Below are 22,604 nucleotides of genomic sequence, written 5' to 3'. Positions count from 1 at the left end.
ATTGCTGTCGTATGCAGAGCGTATGCTTATTCAATGCTCTGCGTACGCTTGTTCATGCCTTCTATTAGCCTATCTATATTACTTGATAGTCCAATTTTCCACGATGTTTCTTTTAATGAAATGATAATTCGACATTAGCTAAATAATCGTGAGAAGAATAAATTTATAATGCTATTTAGCTTCATAAAGGCGTTTCTTATTTATCAGTTTGCATAAATGAGATCTTTTATTGCTAGGCTGAGTACGATTAACTTTTATCTTCATATATTTCATCTAAATACAAAGACTTTCAAATTTTGTCGATTTTCATTATAAAAATCAAACGATGCAAAGCCATTCTTTTATTAACAGTTGATTCATTGCCGAACTTCTCGTTACTCTTACTATAAGCAAGCCAATAAATAACCGTTATTAGGTATTTCCAAAGGAAGCGGACGTGAATAAAAGTTTTGTAGATCTAACATTTATCTCAGCCCAACACATCAGTAAAGCGTACCAAAATAATGAAGTATTAAGTGATGTTAATTTTGAGTTAAAATCGGGACAAGTCTTAGGCTTACTTGGGCATAATGGCGCAGGAAAGTCGACATTAATTAAAGCAATGCTGGGGATGCATAACCATAGTGGTGAATTAACTATTTTTGGTCTAGAGCCACAAAAACAACGGGAAAAAATTGTAGAGCGTCTTGGCTATATATCGGATGTTGCAGTATTACCTGAATGGATGACTGTTAAGCAAGTGATGAAATATGTACAAGGTGTACATCCTCGCTATGATCAACAGAAGATGACAGCATACTTAGCTCAAACCAATATTTCATTAAAAAGTAAAATTGCCGCGCTATCTAAAGGGATGAAAGTACAGTTGCATCTTGCACTTGTGATGGCGACAGATGTGAATGTTTTAATTCTTGATGAGCCTACGCTAGGCCTTGATTTAATGTACCGTGAAACCTTCTATCGTTATTTAATGGAATGGTTTCATGAGGGCGAAAGAGCGTTGATTATTGCAAGTCATGAAGTTGATGAAATAGCTCATATGCTGACAAATGTGTTGGTGTTGAAAAAAGGGCGAACTGTTTTACAAGGACAACTTAGCGATTTATCTGAGCGTTTTAATATCCTTTCGGTTGATGATCAACATATTGATCAAGCGAAAAAGTTAAAACCGATTAGTTGTAAAGTAGGTTTAGGCCAACACCGTTTATTGTTTGAAAATATTTCACCAACTGAATTAGCAATGTTAGGTACAGTTACTAAGCCAAGTCTTGCTGATATATTTATTGCCAAGCAACAGGAGGCTTTATGAACCCAATAAAAGCATTGTTAACTAAAGAATTGCTTGAGCATAAGCTTGTCACTCGCTTACCACTGTTTCTTGCTGCTTTTTCGATTATTTGCATCATATTAATTATGAGTAATAGCCAGAACTTCTCATTTAATGTGCAATCATCAGGGTTAGAAAATTGGTCGCCAAATTTTACTCATAGCGATTCTTTTGCGGGTATTGCCGGGCTAATTAATTTCATGCTGGCAGGGTTGGTGACATTAGTGAGCTTTTTCACCTATACAGCGAGAACACTGTCGAAAGAGAGAAAAGAGGGCAGTTTAGCGTTTTGGCATTCAATGCCAGTATCGGATGCTAAAGCGATAGCTGTAAAACTTATTTTTGCCTTAGTGATTATACCGATTATTACTTCTTTCCTATTGTTGTTTGCTGATCTTACTGTTTGGTGTGTCGGACAATGGTTTCTTCCACAAAGTTTATTAACGGACTATTCAGTTAATCTTGTGGCATTGGGACAGCATTATGGCGAATTTATATCGACAATGGCAGCCATGAGTTTAGCGTTATTGCCTGTCGCTTGTATTATATTCTTTATTTCTCAATTTAATGAGCATCCATTAATTACAATATTTGTGATTATCTTACTTACTAAAATAATGGGATCTATTGTTTTTAATTCAAGTGCCATTGGTGATTGGATAAGTCAAGTCAACAATCTGTCAATTAATATATTAATGAGTGATCACCCATGGGGGACATTAATGGCAATAGGTAGCCCAACATTGATGGGATTATTCATTATTGCGGTTATTTTCTTTATTCTCACTGTCAGATTTAGATCGGGAAAATAAACAGTAGACAATAAAAAAGGAGAGTATCAACTCTCCTTTTTTTATACGCACCGGTATTAAGCTTTCGTTTGTTTTTTTATCTATACAGTTATATGCATGGGAAAGCTTATTATTTTATAATTTAGATTAAGCTGCTGTTACAGATTCAATGTACTTTACTTCATTTTTATATTTGCGCACGTTACGTGATAATGTGCCTTTAGGAAGTTCGTAACGTTTTTCAGCCTCATAGCTTGATAGGCCATCAAAAACAACAGCTGCTACTGCAACACGTTGATTTTCTGACTTAAAAATACGTTGTGCGATGATGTGGAATTGAGAATTATTCATAGCGACTTCTACTCTTCTATATATTTAAATGTCTTTATTGAGGGGCTAAAGGGAGTCCCCCAATAGCTTTACTTGTTAATAAAACAAGCAAACAAATGCTGTTAATAAGACAATAACAAGATGAACCTTAACAGAAGATTAATAGATTAGGCTTTCGTTATTAAAAGTAGATATTGATTCATAATTTTAATAGATTCTCTTTGTTTATTTATATTTATCAACGGATAAGTAATAAAATACAGATGTTATATTTCATAAATGATGAAAGGATGAGTAAAAACTCATCCTTTTAATTAAAAGTAAGGTTAACTTTTATAAATTAGCAGATTAGCCAATTAATCTTAAACCATTAGGTAAAGCATCACCAAAGACGCGCTTGGTTTCATCTTCAGTTAATATTTTAATTTCTGATACCATTTCAATCCAGCTTTCAGGTGCACGACTTGCTTTAAGTTTATCAATAACTTGCTGTCGTAAAGCATCATTGATATCTAAGTTACGATCACCCGTTTTACGCGTCATCATAACAGCCGCAAAGCCAATATAGGGTTCTTTACGCCAATCAAGCTCCATCAGCTCTGGTAAACAGAAAGAGACATGTTCTGCTGAGAGAAGATTATGAGTTGAACCATAGAAAGGCGTACGTGTAGCAATACGTCCAATCGCCCACCAATGCGCTTGTGCGTATTGGGTTTTCTGTAAGCGTCCAAATAACCACTCAATAAGTTGAAGCTTTTTGTCAAAAGGCAAATGTTCAAGTGAGGCGGCTAAACGTACCATGTCTTCATAACTACGTTCTTGAAGCTCTTTATTCAGTTTGGCATTACGACTAGCACCAGGAGTGATGTATTTAGCAATGTCTTTATAGATCACTAATTGTTGCTCTTGGGTTAAACCACCGGCAACACGACGCCAGAAGGTCCACCAGTCACACCAAGTTTGGGTATTGGATTCAAATTGAATACCTTGTTGGTACAATGCCCAAATTTCATTCATACGGAAATCATCAGCAGGGTAGCCAAAACCCGGACGCATGGTAAAGCCTATAAGTTTTAACCAGTTACGCTCATGAAGATCTGAACGACGTCGACGCTTTTTACTTTCTAACAGAGCGTTAGCTAATTCACGTAAACAGGGGGGTTCCCAGTTATCACGTTTTCCCAGCATCTTATCAAGATCGTTACGCAACGTTTTCGCCGCTTTACTGTTATCGCTATTCTTGCTGCCACCATAAACTTTTTTGATAGCATCAATGGCGTCATTCATTCGTGGAGGAAGCTCACTTTCAGCAAGGGTGCTGTCGACATCACCACGATGTAATTTTGCGAGATCTTTTCGGATCGCAAATTCAACTTTCCAGCGTTTTTTGGGATCTGCTATGCTAACCGCTTCGATCTGAAGGGTGCCGACTTCAGTTAGCTGACATGCTAAGGTTACCTCTTCACGATCTTTCTGGTTTGCCGCTAATTCGCTACGATCTCGTTCACTATCAAGAGTCGCAATAAATGGCGGTAGAGTAACAAAACCATCACCAATAATTTCAACCAGTTCACCGGCTTCTGAGTATTTTTCATCAGTGGTAGAAACAAGGTTAAAACGCACGGGCTCACCCAAGGTTAAAGCAAATTTACGATGAGTTAAGTTAACTTCAGTACTTTCTTCAATACCTTTTGGTAATAAACAGATACCTTGTTTTACGTCTTTATTTTGACCAATAACAAGGAAGAAAGAACGGGCAGAGCCACCGCCAATTTTTAGTTGTGCGCCATGACGGGCTTTGGCATAAGCAACCGCACCAAAGGCAACCGCAAGATCGGGATGTAGGTTTTTAAGCTCTGTAATACTGCTATCGTCGCGCCATGATGAAATGACGTTAAGTGTGCGCTCAGTCAGTAATGGGCTGTTAAAGACACCACCATTTAGCAGTACGGCAACAGGAATCGCTGGTTTATCGTCATCGATTTCAATACCATTTTCTTTGAACGCATCGCGGCACACATGATCATGAAGATCGATAAATTGTGCAATATGTTTACTAATAGCAGGATCTGCCGCATAGGGTAGGCCAAATTCGACCATAGCCGCTTGACGTTGGCTTGGTTGCTCGCTGTATGCTGTCATAGGGAAGAAACCGTCAAGCGCAATGCGATGCACTTCGTCACGATTTAACTCAATACTTTTGGCACCACCAATCAATCGTGAGCCGCTACCTAACATGGTTACTTTTGCTGTATCTGGTGCATTACCTGATAATAAGCTTTCTTTCACTTTACGTGTTTGCTGTATAAGTTTTGATAGCGCAGATTGACTGAGTTTGTTTGATTCACCGTTCAGACGTTGCTCGGCAACATGAGCAAGGGATAAATCAAGGTTATCCCCACCAAGCATTAAGTGATCGCCAACCCCTATACGATCAAGGGTGAGCTTATTATCTTTGCTACCGACTTTTATTAAGCTTAAATCGGTTGTACCACCACCTACGTCACACACCATTAATAGTGGTATGTCTTTTAATAATTCATCAGCGTTATCTTTATTTTGCGCGTACCAGTCGTAACATACTGCTTGCGGCTCTTCTAGCAATAAGACTTTTTTTAATCCTGCTAACTCTGCTGCTTGCAGTGTTAACGCACGTGCAGCTTCATCAAATGATGCAGGCACAGTTATCACTACTTCTTGATCGGCAAGCTTGGCATTCTTATGGTGATAATCCCATGATTGACGAACATGGTTTAAGTAACTGGCACTCGCAATGACAGGAGAAACTTTCTTAACATCTGATTTAGATGCCGTTGATGACCAAGGTAAAATAGCTTCGTTACGATCAACGTTGGGATGAGATAGCCAACTTTTCGCACTCACCACTTGGCGACCTTCAACTTTTGCGCCCAGTTCTCGGGCTAACTCACCAATGATTACGGTATCAATTTCGCCGTTAACCGGTTCAGGGTTCCATGGTAAGACAAGTTGAGTTGCATCCATTTCACCTTGAGCGGGGTGATAACGGAAAGAGGGCAGTAGAGGTTTACGAGCGACTTCGCCCGGTGCAATAAGTTGATCGATATTGAAAATATGCATTGGGCTATTTTCAAGGTCATCTGTAATTTCAGCGTAAGCTACAACGGTGTGCGTTGTCCCTAGATCGATACCGACTAAATAGCGAGGGGAAGATGAAGGCATGACGACTCCACAAAGTAAAATAGGAAAATTGACAAGTGGGAATAAATGAAAGCCCTACAGAAGGTAGATGATTGTGTATTGTTATAACTATAAACCCACGAGTATGTATATAGATAAACGGCGCATCAAAAGATGCGCCGTTAGTTCGATATTAGCTTTCGCGAACGTCGAATTCTACCTGCCATTTCTGACCGTTATCAGTCGAAATCGCTTCAAGACAAAGTGTCCCTAATTCTGTTACGCGTGATGCTAACTTAACAGGAACCACTTCACCTACGGTACGGCCATCAGATACTGGCAGTGTCATTTGAATCGATGGTAATTCTTCCATCTCTTCCGGTTGCCACCAATCAAGATGAGTACCAGCAACATCATCACGGCGTACTGTAGAACCGAAGAACTTGAACTGTACGGGTTGGCCAATGATTAAGCCAAACTCTTGGCTTGGTACGTTAGCTTGAGAGCCTTCTTCCATACCAAATGGTGCAACACATAGTGCTTCAAGTGGTGGTTCCATACCTGGGATTGCAGGCATAGCACTTTCGATGCCGACATAGTAGCTACTTGCGATACCGCCACGGATACGAACGCCTTTACCTTGACGAACAGAGCCGTAGTAGGATGCGCCGCTTGCAACTGCTAAATCAAGATCTAAACCTTGAAGTAATTTTGCTGGCTCTGAACCACCTGTAGTTAACCAACTATTAATGATACCCAGTAGGCGATCAGATAATAGATTTGATTTTAAAACACCACCGTTGAACAAAATTGCAGTTGGGCGGATGAAGCCGTCGTGCATTTGTTCAAATTGTTCAAAAAGCTCATCAACTGCTTGGCTTTGACGGCTAAGGAAACTTGCCACATGGCGAGAAACCGCCGCATCTTGTGCGTAAGGTAAGCCCATTTGGGTTAATGCGCCACGTGGAGCTTGAACTGGGTGCTCTTCAACAGATGTTTGTGGGAAGAAACCTTCAACAAGTGTCTGTTGCACTTCTTCTTGAGTCAGTTCAGTTTGAAGTGTGCCGCCAAGTAATTTAGAACCTCGACTAGGAACAACAATTGGCATTGCTTGTAATTCAGCATCATTAAGTAATGCTTCTTTAGCATCACGACATGCATGCGTAATCGCTAATACTTGCCAAGGTTGTAGCTGTTTGCCTTCTTGCGCTAGCTTCATTTTTAAACGATAAGCCAGAGCTAAGTCCATATTGTCGCCACCCAGTAGGATGTGATCGCCAACCGCTACACGATTCAGAGTAAGGTTGCCGTCTTCTTCAGTGACAGCGACTAACGATAAATCTGTTGTACCACCACCGATATCAACCACAAGGATAATATCGCCAACAGACACTTGATCACGCCAGCTTTCATCGTTGTTTTTAATCCAGCTATATACTGCCGCTTGCGGCTCTTCAAGCAACGTAAGGTACTTAAAGCCAACATTACGTGCTGCTTCTGCGGTTAAATCACGCGCTGCGGGATCAAACGAAGCAGGTACAGTAATCGTTACGTCTTGATCAAAAATAGGCGTTTCAGGATGCTGAAAGTTCCATGCATCAGCCATGTGCTCAAGATATTGTTGTGTGGCTTCAAGAGGTGATACTTTGACCACTTCTTCTGGGCTATTTAATGGTAAGAATGCATCACGACGGTTTACGCCGCCGTGACATAGCCAGCTTTTCGCACTAGAGATAAGACGGATAGGAGTCTTACTGCCTAATGAACGTGCCATTGCCCCCACAATCGCATTCGGTTTTGCATTCCAAGGAAGTGCAGTATCACCTTCAGCCAGTTCAGATTCATGTGCTTGATACATGAACGATGGAAGCTGGTTCTTTTCTTCCACATTACCCGGATTGGTTAATTGTGGGATGGGCATAACCGTAACATCAGCGTTCTCATCTTGAAGATCAACATAAGAGAGTACGCAGTGTGTTGTACCTAAATCGATACCAACGCTGTAACGGTGTTGTTGTGTGTCTTGCATTATAATTCTACCTCAGCGGCTGCGATGATATGTGCATCGTGGCCTTCTGCCAATTTAGGCAATTTAACCTCTGTTACTTTCCAGCCACGGTGGATCAAAGTTCCGTTAAATGGTGCTTCACCAACCACATTACCTGTTAGGCGAACTTCAGATGCGTTGAAGCCTTGTGGCAGGGTAATACGTGTCTCTTCTTCTTCAGTGCGAACTGGCGCAAAACTGAAGTATTCATTTAATACTTTATGACCGCCTTCGTGAATAACACGCGCTGCGGCACCGATATCGGCGTCAGCATAGCCTTTAAGATCTTCTTGCATGAAGTCGATAAAGCGCGCTTCTTGTTGAAGCAGAGAAAGAAGTTGTAATGCAGCATCAGGGGTCGATGTTTTTAGCTTAGGTTCAACTTCAACCTCAACGATTCTTTCAACAACTTTTTCAACTTCGACAATTTTCTCGACGGGTTTTTCGATAATCTTTTCTACGATTTTCTCAACCGGTTTTTCAACTTCGACGATCTTCTCTACTTCGATTTCTTTTTCGATAATCTTTTCAACTTCGACTGGCTTGCCTTTTTTCGTGAGGTACATAACCAATAGAATTAGAACTAGAGCGCCTAACCATGCGTGACCCATGTCGATAGTAGTTGGCACTGCCGACAAATCAACGTGCATCTTAGAAAAATCAAAAGCCATATTTGTTTACTCTTAGCGGTTAAAGGGCGATTCGGTTAAATATTAAGTGTGAATCAGCTTCAAATAATTAGTCGAATATTAACATAGACGTATGCAAAAGATGCCTACTAGAGCGTGTTTTTTTGCTTAAAAGCGAGAACAAACGGTTTCTTAGCCTAATTTGCAATCAATATATTACGTTAAATACTAGTGTATTTAGCGTATTTGACACATCGATGTTCTGACATGTAGCTAAAATGGGGATGGAGGGTGACGTTTTCAAGCTAACTGATTGTATTAAAAAGATATGGCTTAAAATTCGATAACAAGGTCATTAATCTTAAAAGAATAGCTTGATATAACCACTTTGGTGGTGGTTCAATACAGCAAAATTAGTACTAAAGCATGATAGTTCTTAAGTGTATGGGCTGTTGTGTTAGAAGATAGGTCAAGATATGTCATCTGATTTCTACGGCACCAGTGCCGCTTATGCACGTAAAGAAGCGGGTTACCGTGAAAAAGCATTAAAAATTTACCCGTGGGTATGTGGTCGTTGTTCTCGTGAATTTGTATATTCAAATCTCCGTGAATTAACCGTTCACCACGTAGATCATGATCATACTAATAATCCAGAAGATGGCAGTAACTGGGAACTACTTTGTTTATTCTGTCACGACCATGAGCATGAGAAATATACTGATGCGGATAACGGTCAAAGTAGTGTTATCCGTGCTGGTGAAAATGAGCATGAAGCTGCTACGTTCAACCCATTTGCAGATTTAAAAGCAATGATGGAAAAAGGCAAAAAGTAATAACTTGCTTATGCCAGCTAGAAAGATAAAAGGGACGATAATTCGTCCCTTTTTTGTTTCTGTCGTTTTGAAATATCTATTAGGTGCCTAGAATCTGTAATGGCAGGCTCAGTAAGGTATCGCCCATACTTGCAAAGTACCAAATAATTGCCATTAGCGACGAAACAAGGCCGACATACCAAACGAAAGAGAAAATCTGTCCATAGCGATCAAGTGGAAGCAAATGACTATGATGGCGCTGTTTCCATTCAAAAACGATTTCAATACAGCCCATGATAAGTAAAAAACCAAAGAGGGTTAATCCTAGTTTATAGCTGAGAATGACACCACCAATAGCCGCGCCGGCACATAGAATAATGCCAAGCTTACTGTTCATAGAAAAGCTGATACTTTTCAGTACATGTCCACCATCTAACGGTAAAATAGGCAGTAGATTGAATAAATTCAGTAAAGCATTAAATACCGCGAGACCTGCAAAGAACATCTCGCCTGTGATCCAATAGGCAACCATACAGATCAAAGACATGATCAAACCAAAGAGTGGTCCCATAATAGAGATAACCACATCTTGCCAGCGAGTATTTATTTTCTCATCACTTAGCGCAAGCCCACCAAGAAAAGGCACAAGATAAATACCTTTGGTTTTCATACCAAAATATTTCATGGCACGGACGTGACCGTATTCATGAAAAACTAAACAAGCGATAAGTGCTAAAGCAAACTGAAATGAGAAAAGCCAAGAATAGGCAGCAAGGCTGGCTGACGCTAATACCACTTTGATCAGCTTGGCACTTTTTAATGCCTTCATACCGAGCGAGACTAGACCAATTATGCTGAATCTTCTTTCAGCAACAATTGGTGTATGAGGCGTTTGGCGCTCTATGTCTTTTTCGTTACGCTCACCCTGCGCGATAACTTGGTTATTCACTTGCGCTTGGTAACTGATCAAAAAAGGTTGCCATGAAAGATTACCTGATAGCTGGCATTCAATGGTTTCATCGCCATTTTGAAGCGCAAATTGGTGATGAAAATTGTTATTATCTGATGCTGAAGCATCTTTTTGTGAAACTAGCGTGTTGTCCCAGAACAACTGTTGCCAGCCTGCAAGTGAACCTTCTAAACGAAGCGGTTTACCTAAAAAGTCATCTAGTTGAAGCAGTTCCAATGCGTTACCTGTCTATCTAAGGTTAGTGAGAAAATTATACGGAAAAAAGCACAATGTTATAGCGTAAATGTGTAACGAGTTATGGATAATCTAGTGCTACTTTTATCTGTTCAATATTCTGGTTAAGCCAGTCTTTATTAATCGCTCCCCATTGTTCAATGCTGTAATGGCCTGTTTGATGTCGCTCACCCTTGGTTTGGGTAAATTGACAAATAATATCAAGTTCAATCAAGCTCTTGATAGTATCTTGTGCAGTACGGCGAGGCATACCTGAAAAGGCAATAATTTTAGGGACATTATTAATGCCATTTTCGATTAAATAAGCGATATAAAGACGACGATAAAAACTCGATTTTGTTTTGCTTAATTCCATATACAGATTCCGTTGAGTTGAAAAATTATCCTGGGGGATAAGTCAATAAACTTATGTTCTATTTTTGTAAAAATTTAAACTTATTACAAAATGAACTAATACCTTTAATTATGAGCTAATTTTAAATAATAAACATTTATTTTTTAATTGGTTAACGAATTTTTAAATAAAACCAACTTACAATAATGATTCTTTTAGTACGATGTTATGAGTAAATATTGAGATGTATATCAAATGAATTAGGGGAAATAATTTATTTACAATATTTTACTACCTCATTAGTTGTTAACCGCTTATTATGTCCGTCTACATGATTATGCGTTCTGTTGTCTTTTTGCACGATAGGAGGCAGAAGGCTATAAATATGACAAAAAATAACACTCCAAAATTTACCCTATCTCTTCTTCATCCCCGTTATTGGGGGACGCTTATTCTCGTTGGCGTAATGTATCTGCTGAGTTGTCTTCCGTACTCATGGCAATTAACGATGGGTAAAAACATCGGTCGCCTAGCGATTAAATTGATGAAAAAACGTCGCCGTACAATTGAGCGTAATTTAGAGCTATGTTTTCCTACGATGCTGGAAGAAGACAAACAACGTTTAATTGCAGAAAATATCGATAATACAGGTATGGGGCTGTTTGAAACTGGCATGGCATGGTTTTGGTCTGATGAACGCGTGAATCGCCATGTGACAATTGTGGGTCTTGAACAAATGGAACAACTTGCCAAAGAAGGCAGAGGCGCATTAATGGTTGCTGTGCATTCAATGAATCTTGAATTAGGTGCGCGTGCGTTTGGCATTAAAATGTCAGGTATGGGGGTTTATCGTCCTAATAGTAACCCTTGTTTTGATTACTTTCAGTATTTAGGTCGTTCACGCTCAAACCGTACTTTGATTGATCGTAAAGACGTAAAATCAATGTTGCAGGCATTAAAAACGGGTGAGCGAGTATGGTATGCACCCGATCATGATTATGGTCGTCGTCGTTCAACATTTGCGCCATTATTTGCAGTAGAGCAAGCGTGTACAACAACAGGTACAAGTTTGTTAGTTGATAATACTGATTGCGTTATCGTACCCTTTACTATGGTAAGAGACGATAAAGGGCATTACACACTAACCTTACGTAAAGCGGTTGAAGGGTTTCCGAAAAAAGATCCTGATGCAGCTGCAGCCTTCATCAATAAAATTGTTGAAGAATCAATTATGGCTGCGCCTAGCCAATATATGTGGCTACATCGTCGCTTTAAAACTCGCCCAGAAGGGCAAGAATGCTTGTATAAATAACCTAAGCTATCTGATTAATACTTTGAAGCCTGCAAATATTGCAGGCTTTTTATTTTTCAAAATCTTAACGCAAGCTGTCTATTTGCGATGATGATCACACTTGAGCTTGCAACTATTCCATAACTCAACATAAAATACTGTTACTAACTGCTTAGAAATACTATCAATATAATTAGAAATTTATACTTCACTAAGCAGACATACATTGTAACGGGATTATCGTCGCTATGAGAAAGTTCACAGCTCCAACGTTTACTTCATCTTTTTTACATCCTAGATATTGGCCTGTTCTGATATCTATGGCAGTGATGTATTTAATTAGTTGGTTGCCTTATTTTATACAATTTCGCTTAGGTCAAAATGTTGGACGTTTAGTAATGCATTTTATGCGTGACCGACGTAAAACGATTGAGCGTAATTTAGAGTTGTGCTTTCCAGATATGGATATTAATGAGCGTAATAAGCTTATTAAACAAAATATCGATAATACTGGCCTAGCGTTATTTGAAACCAGTATGGCATGGTTTTGGCCTGACTTACGGGTTGAGCGCCACGTTAAGGTTGAAGGTTTAGAGCATGTTTATAAGCTGCAAGAACAAGGAAAAGGGATCTTGTTAATTGCTGTTCATTCACTGAACCTTGAATTAGGTGCGCGTGCTTTTGGTTTACATACGCCAGGTGTCGGCGTATATCGTCCTAATAACAATCCATGTTTTGATTTCTTTCAATTTAAAGGGCGTGTCCGTTCAAATAAACATATGCGTGATCGTAAAGATTTAAAAGGCATGTTTCAGGATTTAAGACAGGGTGAAATGCTGTGGTATGCACCGGATCATGATTATGGTCGTGGCCGAAATTCCACATTCGCACCTTTATTTGCGGTAGAGCAAGCGTGTACAACGACAGGTACCAGTTTATTGATTGATAATACTGATGCGGTGCCATTACCTTTTGCGATGATCCGTGATACTGATAGCGGTCAATATACGTTGAAAATATTTCCACCTTTGGAAGCGTTTCCACACAACGACCCAGATGCCGCTGCGGCTTATATTAATAAAGCGGTAGAGCACTCTATTTTGGCAGCACCTTCGCAATATATGTGGTTACATCACCGCTTTAAAACTCGCCCAGAGGGTGAACCATGTTTATATAAGTAGTTAGACAAAGATAGCGAATATATAAAGAGAGAATAGAAATGCCGAAGGTTATTATCTTCGGCTTTTTTATATCTAACCTAATATTTTCTATCAGGGAAAATATTAAAAGTCGTAAGTAATACTGACCGTACTGTATATCTCATCGTTACTTTTATCACTTGCTACTTCTGTATTGTAGATATATTGGGTATCTAACATGAGTGCAATATGATCAATTAATCGGTTCTTTACAAAGGCTTTTACATCATAGGTTGTATTTGAACGACCATAGTCAATATTACTTTCAAGCCCAGCAGAAAAAGTCGGAGTGAACTGTTTTTTTGCACGCAAGAATACATTGGCAATCATGTTTTTTTCAGTTTGATTTGGATAATCGGGATCATTTTTTTGGCGACGACTATGACGATAACCCGGACCACCACCAACCGTTAGTTTTGTTGTTTTGGTGTTATAAAATTTGTAGCCTAAACCGGTCGAGACAATATATTCACTGTGGTATGTGCCAAATTGATCGTGGTTATAGGTATTACTTAAATAAGTAAAAGAATGAGGCCCGATAGCATATTCATTTTTTAGTGCTATTTGGTATTTATTAACACCATCTTCTTCTTTAGTGCTATCGGTATAAAAAGAGCTTAATGATAATTTATTCGACCAATTATTTTTATCGTAATTAAAATCAGTACCGGAATTTAACGACATAGAAGTGTTGGTCGTTTTTGAATAGATAAAGCCCAGCTTTGCTGAACCATCAAAGGCTGGGGTACTTTGTGCTGTATTGGATGACGTTGTTGCGAAAGCCATCTGACACAAAAGGGGGGAAAGTAGCAATATAGAGTATCGTTTCATTGTCTCGCAGCCAAAAATAAATGTCGCGGACAATGTAGGTGATGAAGGTTAATGTGCTGTCAGAACTGTGTGATAGCTATGTGTGAAATATCAGCCGTATGATTATCAGTGTCGCTATCTATTCTTTAAGTAATTAATTAATCGTTGGTTAGCGTTATAAAGTAGTTTGAATTTCTCACTATCACCATTTTCACGATCAGGGTGCCATTGTAATGCTAAACGACGCCATTGTTTTCTGACTTCCGCTAGTGATGCTGTATTGGATAAAGAAAATAAATCAAAATCATCATCAATGGATGTCGTGGTAATATTAATTGGCTGGTTATTAATATGTTGCTGGTATCGTCGCCAAAAAGAGCTCAGTAGTTGCTCTATCGCATCGCCATTAGCATGATAGTTCTTCCAGTCTAAATAATACTCCCGTAGCGGATCTTCTTGTTCTATATGATGGGTCTGATAAACAATATTAAGCAGTTGAATATCCATTGCTTGAACTTGTAGCCACTGTTTTGGAAACAATAAAATCTGGAGTTGGTAGAGTGCATTCATTAATAAGAAATTACGTTTGAAGAGATCCTTATTGCTGTCACTATCAAGCGTATCTAACATTTCTTTTTCACGTAATGCTTGGCTAAGGGTGTGGATCATCCAGTTTTTTGGTTGGTGTTGCAGTAAGGACAGGATCGGCCAAATAAGCGGGTTCTCGTGTTCGAGTTGAAAATCAATTGGCTGATTAGTCATTGGCTTCCCAATATTTAAGTCATAAAAAATGGCATACGTTATGATTAATGTAGCAAATTTTTAACAATATTGAGAGTGGTAAGAGTTAAAAATAAAAAAGGCTAGCACTAAGCTAGCCTTTTAACTCATTGTTTATACATTATATAAATAATGAGTAGAAGATTGCAGAGATAGAAACAAGGCCGATAACCGTCACAAATACATTGCTGATTGCGCCTGAGTATTTCTTCATAGATGGTACTTTTTTGATTGCGTACATTGGCATAATAAAAAGCAACATCGCAATAATAGGGCCACCTAAGCTTTCAATCATACCTAGAATACTTGGGTTTAGTGTCGCTACAGCCCATGTTGTTACTAGCATAAAGATTGCTGTAAAGCGGTTTAGTGCTTTTTTTGAGATCTCTTTATTCTTATCACGAGTAACTTTGATCACTAAACCATTTAGGCCTTCACTGGCGCCTAAGTAGTGGCCAAGGAAAGACTTAGTAATTGCAATAATCGCTACAATCGGCGCAACGTAAGCAATGATCGGTGTATCAAAGTGGTTCGCTAAGTAAGTTAGAATAGATACGTTATTTGCTTTAGCTTCTGCTAGATTTTCAGGTGATAAGCTTAATACGCAGCTGAAAACGAAGAACATTACGGTTAATACCATCATAATGTGTGCACGGGCTAGAATACGTGAACTTTGACGCTCTGCGTTTTCGCCGTATTCTTTTTGCTTAGCGACAGCAAATGATGAGATAACAGGTGAGTGGTTAAACGAAAAAACCATTACCGGTAAGATTAACCATACAGCAAGCATTACTGAGTTTAAGCCACCGTCTGCTGGGATGATGTTATGGAAGATAGAGTCATTCCAGTACGGTACAAGAAACAGTGCCAACATTAATAATACAGCAACGAATGGGAATACTAAGATACTCATCGCTTTAACAATTAACTGCTCACCTAAACGAACAATTGCCATTAAACCAAGGATCAATACTAACGCTAAAATTGCACGTGCTGGTGGCTCGATACCTAACTGGTTAAGCATAAAGCTTTCAACTGTATTTGTTAGTGCAACACTATAAACTAATAGAATGGGGTAGATAGCAAAGAAATAAAGTAATGTGATCACTTTGCCCATGCCCTTACCAAAATGCTCTTCAACAACTTCTGTAATATCAGCACCCGGATTCGAACTTGATAACACAAAACGTGTCATCGCACGGTGGGCAAAGAATGTCATTGGAAATGCAAGAGCGGCCATTACAAGTAATGGAATTAAACCGCCAACACCCGCATTAATGGGTAAAAATAGAGTACCTGCACCCACGGCGGTACCGTATAGGCCAAGCATCCATAATGTATCACTTTTGCTCCACCCTAATTTTTTGCTTTGTGCAGAAGTCGTCGCCGTTAAATTTTGTGCGGTGTCCATAATGGACATCTCCTTTATAAGTATTATGTTTAACTTTCAAAGGGCTGAGTTATTCTGATCTTCCTTGGTCGCATACGCGAAGAGCAACAGATAAAGCTTCAAAAAATAAGAAGTAGTGAACGTGCGATTTGATGGTGAAATATAGGATATATACTCTATATTCAGTGACGGGTCCGTTGTCATTCTTGTGTTTCCATACTTACATCAAGCAAGTTATAAACAATGTCTGCTGTGATTCTCTCTTATAATAACCTTGTAAATAGTCCCCTTATCGAAGAGCGCGCATTATAGGGGAAAAAACTTGGGTTCAACAAATTTTGCAGAGAAAAAATTTACGTTTGCTTAAAAAGCATGCAAGTGCGTTAACGTTATATTAATAACATTATTATGTAGTGATAATGGTAGGGGTTTTATGTCATAAAAGTGTATATATTGGATAAAATATGCAATTTGTATGATTAAAATGACTTTTAAGCTATATTTTTGAATAATGCGCCTTGAGTATATTTTTTACAATATTATTTTAATGCATGCAAAAAAAGTTTAAAAAAAGGAAGGCAAAGAGCCTTCCTTTTTTAACTATTTGGATAAAATCAGTCGCGGAAATTATCAAACTGGAATGGTTGGCCTAACTCTTGTTCACGCACCAGTGACATAGTCGCTTGTAGATCATCACGCTTCTTACCCGTTACGCGCAGTTTCTCACCTTGGATAGAAACTTGAACTTTCAGTTTAGCGTCTTTAATCGCTTTCACTAATTTCTTCGCGTTTGTGGTTTCTACGCCTTGCTTAAATTCAATATTTTGAGACGCAGTTTTACCTGAGAAAGTGACTGCTTTACGCTCAAGCGCATTAGCATCAACACCACGTTTAGCAAGGTTACTACGTAAAATTGCAACAATTTGGTCTACTTGGAATTCAGACTCAGATGTGATTTTTACGATTTCTTTATTTAATTCAATGCTTGATTCAACATTACGGAAGTCGAAACGCGTGTCTAATTCACGCTTTGAGTTGTCTACCGCATTCTTGATTTCTACGGAATCTACTTCTGAAACAATATCAAAAGATGGCATGTTTATGGCCTCTTATCATAAGTCTAAGGGAATATTTCCCATCTACATTAACACGAATAGTATACCGTTTATTAATGAAGGAGAAGCAATCTATGCCTCTCTTTCTATCTCGGTACTATATATCATCAAATTGTTTTTATTGATATTTTAGCGTTGTGCTGTTTTAACAGCATCCGCTAGCATATCGAGCATCTTAAGCGTGTCTTTCCAATGAATACAAGGGTCAGTAATAGATTTACCGTAAACAAGCTCATCAAGTTTGTTTTCAATAACCGCTTGATTCCCTTCTTCAATAAAGCTTTCTGCCATGATGCCCGCAATTGAATGGCTACCATTTTTCAATTGTTCACAAATTTCAGCAGCAACATCTAATTGACGTTTATGCTGTTTTTGGCAATTACCATGACTAAAATCGACAATTAATCGCTGTGGTAATTCAAACTCGGCTAATGCCTCACATGCTGTTGCGATGTCTTCAGCGTGGTAGTTTGGCATTTTACCGCCACGTAAAATAATATGACCGTAAGGATTACCGGAAGTACGGTAAATTGTCATTTGTCCATTTTTTGCTGGTGAGCAGAAAAGGTGAGATTCACGTGTGGCGCGAATAGCATCAATCGCAATTTTGGTATTACCGTCAGTGCCGTTTTTAAAGCCAACTGGACACGACAGTGCTGACGCCATTTCACGGTGGATCTGAGATTCGGTAGTACGCGCACCAATGGCTCCCCAACTGATAAGATCAGCAAGGTATTGACCAGTGATCATATCGAGGAATTCAGTCGCAGTAGGTAAGCCTAGCGAGTTAATATCAATTAATAGTTTGCGTGCTTTTTTTAAACCAGTTGCTAAATCTAAACTGCCATCTAAATGTGGATCAGTAACTAAACCCTTCCAGCCAACAACAGTGCGTGGCTTTTCGAAATAGGTACGCATTACGATAAACAATTGGTCTTTATATGTTTCTTGTACAGCAACAAGGCGTTTCGCATAATCAACTGCGGCATCGGTATCATGTATAGAACATGGACCAACAATCACCAGTAAACGGGAATCTTGACCCGTTAAAATTGCTTCAATCTGTTTGCGAGAGTGGTCTACATGCGCCGCAATTTCATCAGTCATTGGTGATGTTGCTTCAATTTCAGCAGGAGTTGGCATCAAGCCTAAACTCACGGTGCGAAGTTCATCTGTTTTCATTGGCATAATATGTTTGCCTACCTTGGGGATCTCTGTAATAACACCGCTAAGATATCCCAAAAATCGATTTTAATAAACCAAACTTGTGATATCACTTAGCTTTCTAACCATCCTATGACTACGATTGAAAACTAATGATGATTTTGTAATCAAGAAATGATCTAACTTTAAAGTTTGATTGATATGAATAAGTTATCAGTAATTAGCTTTAGTTCTTGCCTCATAATTCAACACAAAGTAAGGTCGATATACAGTAATGGTGTTTAATGTATTTTTGAATACACAGGGTTTAGATGACGATTTATTTAAATACTCGTCTTATTAACAAGGAAGTATTGGTGTTTTATGACAACTGAAAATGAATTAACGTTAACTGCAATGTTGACGTCATCAGTGCAGTTAACTGGACTTGAAAGTGGTGAGGTGGGGATTGTCTCACTCGATGATCTTATTGCTCATGATATTGGTGTTCACCCTTGTGCTGTTACAAAGCATGAATCACTTTCTACTGAAACGACAGCGGCTATTTTTGATGCGCTAGAAGCCGATAATCAAACGCCTGTCGCTGAGTTATTTGTAACCAAACTTAGCCAGTTATTAATTGCAGCGGCAGCCACACAAGGTGATGCGCCGTTAAAAGTATGTTTAACCAGTGATAACTCATATTCTCGTAGCCATTTATTAGGTGCGGAAGTAGAGCCAGACGAAATTAACCCAGCAATGGGATTACGTGGTGCATCTCGACTAGGTCATGCCGATTACCGAAAAGAGTTTGAGCTAGAATGTGAAGCGATTAAACGCGCACGCCTTGATGCGAAAAATATCGAACTTGTTGTACCGTTTGTTCGTACGTTCAGTGAAGCGGCAACAGTGATTGATTTATTGGCTGAGCAAGGATTATGTCGCGGTGCTGATGATTTAAAAGTCTTTATGATGTGTAGTGTCCCTTCTAATGCATTATTAGCAGAAACATTCTTGCAGTATTTTGATGGTTTTATTGTTGATGTTGAACAATTAGCGCAATTTACTCTTGGTCAAGATATTGAGAATACATCGTTAAACTACATGTCGGATGCACAAAACGACGCGCTACTTTTGTTAGTGAAAATGTTATTAACCTCGGTTGGAAACTCGAATAAGCCGTGCTTGGTATACAGTCGTTTTATTGAAGACTCACCACGTTTTAGTTCATGGTTACAAGAGCAAGGTGTCACTCACGTTATATGTTGAGCTAATGCTAAATAGTTAGTGCTATAGAATTAAAAACGGCATGGTTAATTTTAACCATGCCGTTATATTTTGTATTTTATAAAGAGAATAGGCTGAATTAATCCATTTCTTGCATAGCAGAAACAACAGAAGGATCGTTGATTAGGTTAAATAACAAGCTTTTTGCTGAAGCGCGTTGAGCGTCAGATAAAACTTTTTTCGGGTTTTCACGGGTTAGCGTCAAAATACTGGTGACAAATTTACTGTTCGTACCTGAGAGCTCATAAGCAAAGCGTAATGTATCCATTAATTCTGCTTGAGGTAGGCTATAAACGGCCATTTCACAACTCAAACCATCCATAGCAAGGAAGTTGTTTACTATTTCTTTCTGCTTAGCATTAAACTTTTGTTTGGCTTCAAAAGCATCAATTAAAGCCTGTACTCGATCGGCGATGGCTACAGGTACTTCCATTGTTTTCGTTTTATGAGTCATTGCTGATTCTCCCGACATAGCTGTAAATATATTATTGAGTCAGTTTACGTTGTTGTTTACCGTTTGGCATTTCTTTCTTTTAGACATAATGCAAGTGTCAAAATTGTTATCAAAACCGATTATTCACCATTCGTATCATCATGATAAGGTTTTGTATTCTTAATTAATTTCAATTGCACAATTAACTCATCTAAACGATAAACCAATTGACGTGTTAGCCATAGATAACCATAAGGGCCCAATAAAATCGAGTCTTTTGGTTGTGATATTTGTAATGCCATCTGTTTTAGTTGATGAATGTCCGGCAGTTCAATATTAAGATCTTTATCATCGGCTAATTGATTTAAAATCAACACTATTTGCTGCTGATAGTTTTTCAATCCTGTTTGCTCTAATAACTTACGGCGACCGATATCTGAGCTCCAATGGGTTTCGATGAGTTGTTCAATTAAGCTAATCATTGAACTTTGAATCGTTACAATCGCTTTATAGTGTCCTGTTGACTTTGGGTTTTCCTTTTGTACATTCGCCAGCAAACTAATCATTTTTATTTGGCGTTCATTCACTTGGTTTTTGATCCGCGCTAGGATCTTAATACTTGGTATATGGGCTGATGCATGTGCTTGATAAAGCTGACGTAAATCATGCATGTTTTGATTAAATAGCATATCCCATGAATATTTAGCGCGAATAGGGAAGAGCATTGAAAAAGACATCGCGATCAAACTACCAATAATGATATTAGTGACTCGCCATAATGCAACAGAGACTTCTTGGGCACTGTTACCTTGATATGCCACGATGATCAGCGTCATTACGGCTAAGAAAAAGATATATGTATTTTTACCATGTGACTTAAGCGACAGTAAAAAACACCAGGTTAGTATCCAAATAGGAATAAATGCAACGAGGTTTTGTGGAAAAAAGACAGTAACTAAACCTAAAATGGCGCCGAGTAATGTTCCACCTACACGTTGAAAGCCTTTTTGTTTGATCACGCCTGCATAAGGCTGCATTAACACCACTGCGACTGTGACTGGTCCCCACATTGAATGAGGTACTGGAATAAAGTGATAAAAGACCAAGCTAAATGCGATAGCCATAGTGACACGAAGGGCATGAGAAAATTGTGCGTGCGTTAACAGCAAATTTTTAAAACGAAGATACATAGCGTGCCATAAAGTTAGGTAATTACTTGCTGTGATTATGCGATTAAAATCATAGTCTATCCACCTATTTATGTGTTGTAGGTATCGGGTATCTAACGGGTTACTAAAAATTATGCTGTTATTTTGTAATGGATATTTATTTATCGGCGGATCACTTTTCTTGGTACGACTTCAACGCCTTGCTGATAATGACCTTGAATTGCAGAGAGGGCGAGTTGTAGCGCATGATCAGCAATTAAATCGAATTGCTGTGGGAGTGATTGGATTTTATTGGGTAAAAAATCAAGTAATCGATTATCACCAAAGGTTGCCAAGTATGTTTTTGCCATTACATCGGGATACTTTAACAAACAATCTAGAATACCCTCAAACAAGGTATAAGAAGTGGCAAGGATAGCTTCAGGAAAACAGTTTTCATCAATCCATTGTTGAGCAATTAGTGCACCATGGTGTTGGCTAAATTGCTCACCATAGGCAAGGCTAACATTCATTGTTTTAGGGTGATTGTTGATTGCAGCTTGAAAACCTTGCTCTCGCTCAATAGAAACACCCAGTTCCGCGACGGCGCCAATTAAGCCGATCGATGAAATAGATTGATCTAACAATGCGTTCGTTAATGCATAGGCACCATCAAGATCTTCACTGATAACGGATGCAAAGTATTCGTCATCTAACGCGCGATCAATGGCGATAACTGGGGTACCTTTTGCCTGTACTTTTTTGTAAAACTCATTATCAGCAGGAAGGGCACTCGCAACAATAAGTGCGTCTAATTTACGACTTAATAATAGATTTGCGACGTCTACTTCAGTGACAGGATCATCATCACTACACGAGATAATAACTTGATAACCTGCAGTTCTAGCATTCAACTCTAGTAACTTAGCAATCTTTGCATAGCTCGTATTGTCGAGATCGGGGATGATCAAACCTAGCGATTGACTACTTCCTGCACGAAGGGAAGACGCCGCGTGATTGGGGCGATAATTGTGCGCATTAACCACAGCGAGGACTTTTTGTTGTGTCTTGTTACTGATTCGATATTGCTCAGCTTTACCGTTAATAATATAGCTAGCTGTGGTTCTTGATACACCAGCAAGCTTGGCAATTTCATTCAATGTCATCAGTTGATACTTCCATTTAAAGCTGTTTTCTCAGCGCGTTTTGCTATAAATAGCAATTCCTATCCTTATTTCATAACATTAGATATAGATTTAAGGCCAATTTGTGCGTCTCATCATAGATCTAATAATCGCTATGCGTTGATCAATTGTAATTTAAGCTGAAACGATTCAGTATTCAAGCTGAAAGGTTTCAGCAGAATCTATAGGTA

Annotated in this window: 20 protein-coding genes; 6 read left to right on the top strand and 14 right to left on the bottom strand. The window is 38.8% G+C overall.

Features of this window, described 5'->3' with window-relative positions:
- The first annotated feature begins 436 nt into the window (after positions 1 to 436).
- Positions 437 to 1,309 (top strand): ABC transporter ATP-binding protein, encoded by an 873-nt coding sequence (locus C9J40_RS00260; RefSeq protein WP_107205882.1) that lies wholly within the window; start codon positions 437 to 439, stop codon positions 1,307 to 1,309.
- Entirely contained in the window at positions 1,306 to 2,139 is an 834-nt protein-coding gene (locus tag C9J40_RS00255; RefSeq protein ID WP_107245310.1) for an ABC transporter, read from the top strand. Before C9J40_RS00260 ends, C9J40_RS00255 begins: the two co-directional genes overlap by 4 nt.
- 126 nt (positions 2,140 to 2,265) lie before the next feature.
- Here C9J40_RS00255 and C9J40_RS00250 read toward each other — a convergent pair whose 3' ends face one another.
- The 4 genes from C9J40_RS00250 to C9J40_RS00235 form a co-directional block, all read right to left on the bottom strand.
- The gene (locus tag C9J40_RS00250; protein ID WP_005367479.1) at positions 2,266 to 2,469 is read right to left on the bottom strand and encodes a hypothetical protein; all 204 of its coding nucleotides are present in this window, start codon (positions 2,467 to 2,469) and stop codon (positions 2,266 to 2,268) included.
- 327 nt (positions 2,470 to 2,796) lie between these two features.
- Entirely contained in the window at positions 2,797 to 5,649 is a 2,853-nt protein-coding gene (locus tag C9J40_RS00245; protein ID WP_107245309.1) for an Hsp70 family protein, read from the bottom strand.
- Positions 5,650 to 5,800: 151 nt separating this feature from the next.
- Positions 5,801 to 7,636: an Hsp70 family protein gene (locus C9J40_RS00240; protein WP_107205885.1), complete on the bottom strand. Its 1,836-nt coding sequence runs from the start codon at positions 7,634 to 7,636 to the stop codon at positions 5,801 to 5,803.
- On the bottom strand, positions 7,636 to 8,304 hold the full coding sequence (locus tag C9J40_RS00235; protein ID WP_199188044.1) for a DUF2760 domain-containing protein: 669 nt from the start codon (positions 8,302 to 8,304) through the stop codon (positions 7,636 to 7,638). Before C9J40_RS00235 ends, C9J40_RS00240 begins: the two co-directional genes overlap by 1 nt.
- Before the next feature lie 455 nt (positions 8,305 to 8,759).
- On the opposite strand from C9J40_RS00235, the gene C9J40_RS00230 reads away from it, so the two are divergent.
- Positions 8,760 to 9,116 carry a YajD family HNH nuclease gene (locus tag C9J40_RS00230; protein ID WP_005367488.1) on the top strand — a complete coding sequence of 119 codons (357 nt, stop codon included), beginning with the start codon at positions 8,760 to 8,762 and terminating at the stop codon, positions 9,114 to 9,116.
- Positions 9,117 to 9,195: 79 nt separating this feature from the next.
- On the opposite strand, the gene C9J40_RS00225 is transcribed toward C9J40_RS00230, so the two are convergent.
- Both C9J40_RS00225 and C9J40_RS00220 read right to left on the bottom strand, forming a co-directional pair.
- Positions 9,196 to 10,281 (bottom strand): site-2 protease family protein, encoded by a 1,086-nt coding sequence (locus C9J40_RS00225; protein WP_107205887.1) that lies wholly within the window; start codon positions 10,279 to 10,281, stop codon positions 9,196 to 9,198.
- A gap of 79 nt (positions 10,282 to 10,360) precedes the next feature.
- Positions 10,361 to 10,654: a helix-turn-helix domain-containing protein gene (locus tag C9J40_RS00220; RefSeq protein ID WP_107205888.1), complete on the bottom strand. Its 294-nt coding sequence runs from the start codon at positions 10,652 to 10,654 to the stop codon at positions 10,361 to 10,363.
- Between the two features lie 364 nt (positions 10,655 to 11,018).
- On the opposite strand from C9J40_RS00220, the gene C9J40_RS00215 reads away from it, so the two are divergent.
- A complete protein-coding gene (locus tag C9J40_RS00215; RefSeq protein ID WP_107245307.1) occupies positions 11,019 to 11,945 on the top strand; it encodes an LpxL/LpxP family Kdo(2)-lipid IV(A) lauroyl/palmitoleoyl acyltransferase in 927 nt (308 codons plus the stop codon).
- A 227-nt stretch (positions 11,946 to 12,172) separates the two neighbouring features.
- Positions 12,173 to 13,105, top strand: a complete 933-nt coding sequence (gene lpxL, locus C9J40_RS00210; protein ID WP_107205890.1) for an LpxL/LpxP family Kdo(2)-lipid IV(A) lauroyl/palmitoleoyl acyltransferase — start codon at positions 12,173 to 12,175, stop codon at positions 13,103 to 13,105.
- Between the two features lie 102 nt (positions 13,106 to 13,207).
- On the opposite strand, the gene C9J40_RS00205 is transcribed toward lpxL, so the two are convergent.
- The 5 genes from C9J40_RS00205 to C9J40_RS00185 all read right to left on the bottom strand — a co-directional run bounded on the left by C9J40_RS00205 (position 13,208) and on the right by C9J40_RS00185 (position 18,406).
- Positions 13,208 to 13,954 carry a YdiY family protein gene (locus C9J40_RS00205; protein ID WP_107245305.1) on the bottom strand — a complete coding sequence of 249 codons (747 nt, stop codon included), beginning with the start codon at positions 13,952 to 13,954 and terminating at the stop codon, positions 13,208 to 13,210.
- Positions 13,955 to 14,068: 114 nt separating this feature from the next.
- The gene (locus C9J40_RS00200; protein WP_107205892.1) at positions 14,069 to 14,695 is read right to left on the bottom strand and encodes a DNA-J related domain-containing protein; all 627 of its coding nucleotides are present in this window, start codon (positions 14,693 to 14,695) and stop codon (positions 14,069 to 14,071) included.
- 139 nt (positions 14,696 to 14,834) lie between these two features.
- Positions 14,835 to 16,124, bottom strand: a complete 1,290-nt coding sequence (locus C9J40_RS00195; RefSeq protein WP_107245304.1) for an HAAAP family serine/threonine permease — start codon at positions 16,122 to 16,124, stop codon at positions 14,835 to 14,837.
- 593 nt (positions 16,125 to 16,717) lie between these two features.
- Positions 16,718 to 17,200 carry a YajQ family cyclic di-GMP-binding protein gene (locus tag C9J40_RS00190; RefSeq protein ID WP_005367504.1) on the bottom strand — a complete coding sequence of 161 codons (483 nt, stop codon included), beginning with the start codon at positions 17,198 to 17,200 and terminating at the stop codon, positions 16,718 to 16,720.
- Positions 17,201 to 17,347: 147 nt separating this feature from the next.
- Complete coding sequence (locus tag C9J40_RS00185) at positions 17,348 to 18,406, bottom strand: 3-deoxy-7-phosphoheptulonate synthase (protein ID WP_107205894.1); 1,059 nt, start codon at positions 18,404 to 18,406, stop codon at positions 17,348 to 17,350.
- 339 nt (positions 18,407 to 18,745) lie between these two features.
- Between C9J40_RS00185 and C9J40_RS00180 the strand changes: the two genes are divergently transcribed.
- On the top strand, positions 18,746 to 19,630 hold the full coding sequence (locus C9J40_RS00180) for a putative PEP-binding protein (RefSeq protein ID WP_107245302.1): 885 nt from the start codon (positions 18,746 to 18,748) through the stop codon (positions 19,628 to 19,630).
- A 97-nt stretch (positions 19,631 to 19,727) separates the two neighbouring features.
- Here the strand turns inward: C9J40_RS00180 and C9J40_RS00175 are convergent, their stop codons facing one another.
- From C9J40_RS00175 to cra, 3 genes are all read right to left on the bottom strand, one after another.
- A complete protein-coding gene (locus C9J40_RS00175) occupies positions 19,728 to 20,102 on the bottom strand; it encodes a hypothetical protein (RefSeq protein ID WP_107205896.1) in 375 nt (124 codons plus the stop codon).
- 119 nt (positions 20,103 to 20,221) lie between these two features.
- The gene (locus C9J40_RS00170) at positions 20,222 to 21,271 is read right to left on the bottom strand and encodes an FUSC family protein (RefSeq protein WP_107205897.1); all 1,050 of its coding nucleotides are present in this window, start codon (positions 21,269 to 21,271) and stop codon (positions 20,222 to 20,224) included.
- 140 nt (positions 21,272 to 21,411) lie between these two features.
- Positions 21,412 to 22,395 carry a catabolite repressor/activator gene (gene cra, locus C9J40_RS00165; protein ID WP_107245301.1) on the bottom strand — a complete coding sequence of 328 codons (984 nt, stop codon included), beginning with the start codon at positions 22,393 to 22,395 and terminating at the stop codon, positions 21,412 to 21,414.
- Positions 22,396 to 22,604: the final 209 nt, after the last annotated feature.

The sequence above is a fragment of the Photobacterium sp. GB-72 genome (assembly GCF_003026095.1).
Taxonomy (GTDB): Bacteria; Pseudomonadota; Gammaproteobacteria; order Enterobacterales; family Vibrionaceae; genus Photobacterium.
Note: the sequence above shows the minus strand (reverse complement) of the source record. Positions and strands in the feature narration are given on the sequence as shown.

What these genes read in the sequence shown, in the direction of transcription:
- C9J40_RS00240 (WP_107205885.1), bottom strand. Translation starts at nt 7,636, where the DNA reads ATGCAAGACACACAACAACACCGTTACAGCGTTGGTATCGATTTAGGT.
- cra (WP_107245301.1), bottom strand. Translation starts at nt 22,395, where the DNA reads ATGACATTGAATGAAATTGCCAAGCTTGCTGGTGTATCAAGAACCACA.
- C9J40_RS00200 (WP_107205892.1), bottom strand. Translation starts at nt 14,695, where the DNA reads ATGACTAATCAGCCAATTGATTTTCAACTCGAACACGAGAACCCGCTT.
- C9J40_RS00245 (WP_107245309.1), bottom strand. Translation starts at nt 5,649, where the DNA reads ATGCCTTCATCTTCCCCTCGCTATTTAGTCGGTATCGATCTAGGGACA.
- C9J40_RS00205 (WP_107245305.1), bottom strand. Translation starts at nt 13,954, where the DNA reads ATGAAACGATACTCTATATTGCTACTTTCCCCCCTTTTGTGTCAGATG.
- C9J40_RS00185 (WP_107205894.1), bottom strand. Translation starts at nt 18,406, where the DNA reads ATGCCAATGAAAACAGATGAACTTCGCACCGTGAGTTTAGGCTTGATG.
- C9J40_RS00190 (WP_005367504.1), bottom strand. Translation starts at nt 17,200, where the DNA reads ATGCCATCTTTTGATATTGTTTCAGAAGTAGATTCCGTAGAAATCAAG.
- C9J40_RS00230 (WP_005367488.1), top strand. Translation starts at nt 8,760, where the DNA reads ATGTCATCTGATTTCTACGGCACCAGTGCCGCTTATGCACGTAAAGAA.
- lpxL (WP_107205890.1), top strand. Translation starts at nt 12,173, where the DNA reads ATGAGAAAGTTCACAGCTCCAACGTTTACTTCATCTTTTTTACATCCT.
- C9J40_RS00195 (WP_107245304.1), bottom strand. Translation starts at nt 16,124, where the DNA reads ATGGACACCGCACAAAATTTAACGGCGACGACTTCTGCACAAAGCAAA.
- C9J40_RS00255 (WP_107245310.1), top strand. Translation starts at nt 1,306, where the DNA reads ATGAACCCAATAAAAGCATTGTTAACTAAAGAATTGCTTGAGCATAAG.
- C9J40_RS00250 (WP_005367479.1), bottom strand. Translation starts at nt 2,469, where the DNA reads ATGAATAATTCTCAATTCCACATCATCGCACAACGTATTTTTAAGTCA.
- C9J40_RS00235 (WP_199188044.1), bottom strand. Translation starts at nt 8,304, where the DNA reads ATGCACGTTGATTTGTCGGCAGTGCCAACTACTATCGACATGGGTCAC.
- C9J40_RS00180 (WP_107245302.1), top strand. Translation starts at nt 18,746, where the DNA reads ATGACAACTGAAAATGAATTAACGTTAACTGCAATGTTGACGTCATCA.
- C9J40_RS00215 (WP_107245307.1), top strand. Translation starts at nt 11,019, where the DNA reads ATGACAAAAAATAACACTCCAAAATTTACCCTATCTCTTCTTCATCCC.
- C9J40_RS00175 (WP_107205896.1), bottom strand. Translation starts at nt 20,102, where the DNA reads ATGACTCATAAAACGAAAACAATGGAAGTACCTGTAGCCATCGCCGAT.
- C9J40_RS00220 (WP_107205888.1), bottom strand. Translation starts at nt 10,654, where the DNA reads ATGGAATTAAGCAAAACAAAATCGAGTTTTTATCGTCGTCTTTATATC.
- C9J40_RS00170 (WP_107205897.1), bottom strand. Translation starts at nt 21,271, where the DNA reads ATGTATCTTCGTTTTAAAAATTTGCTGTTAACGCACGCACAATTTTCT.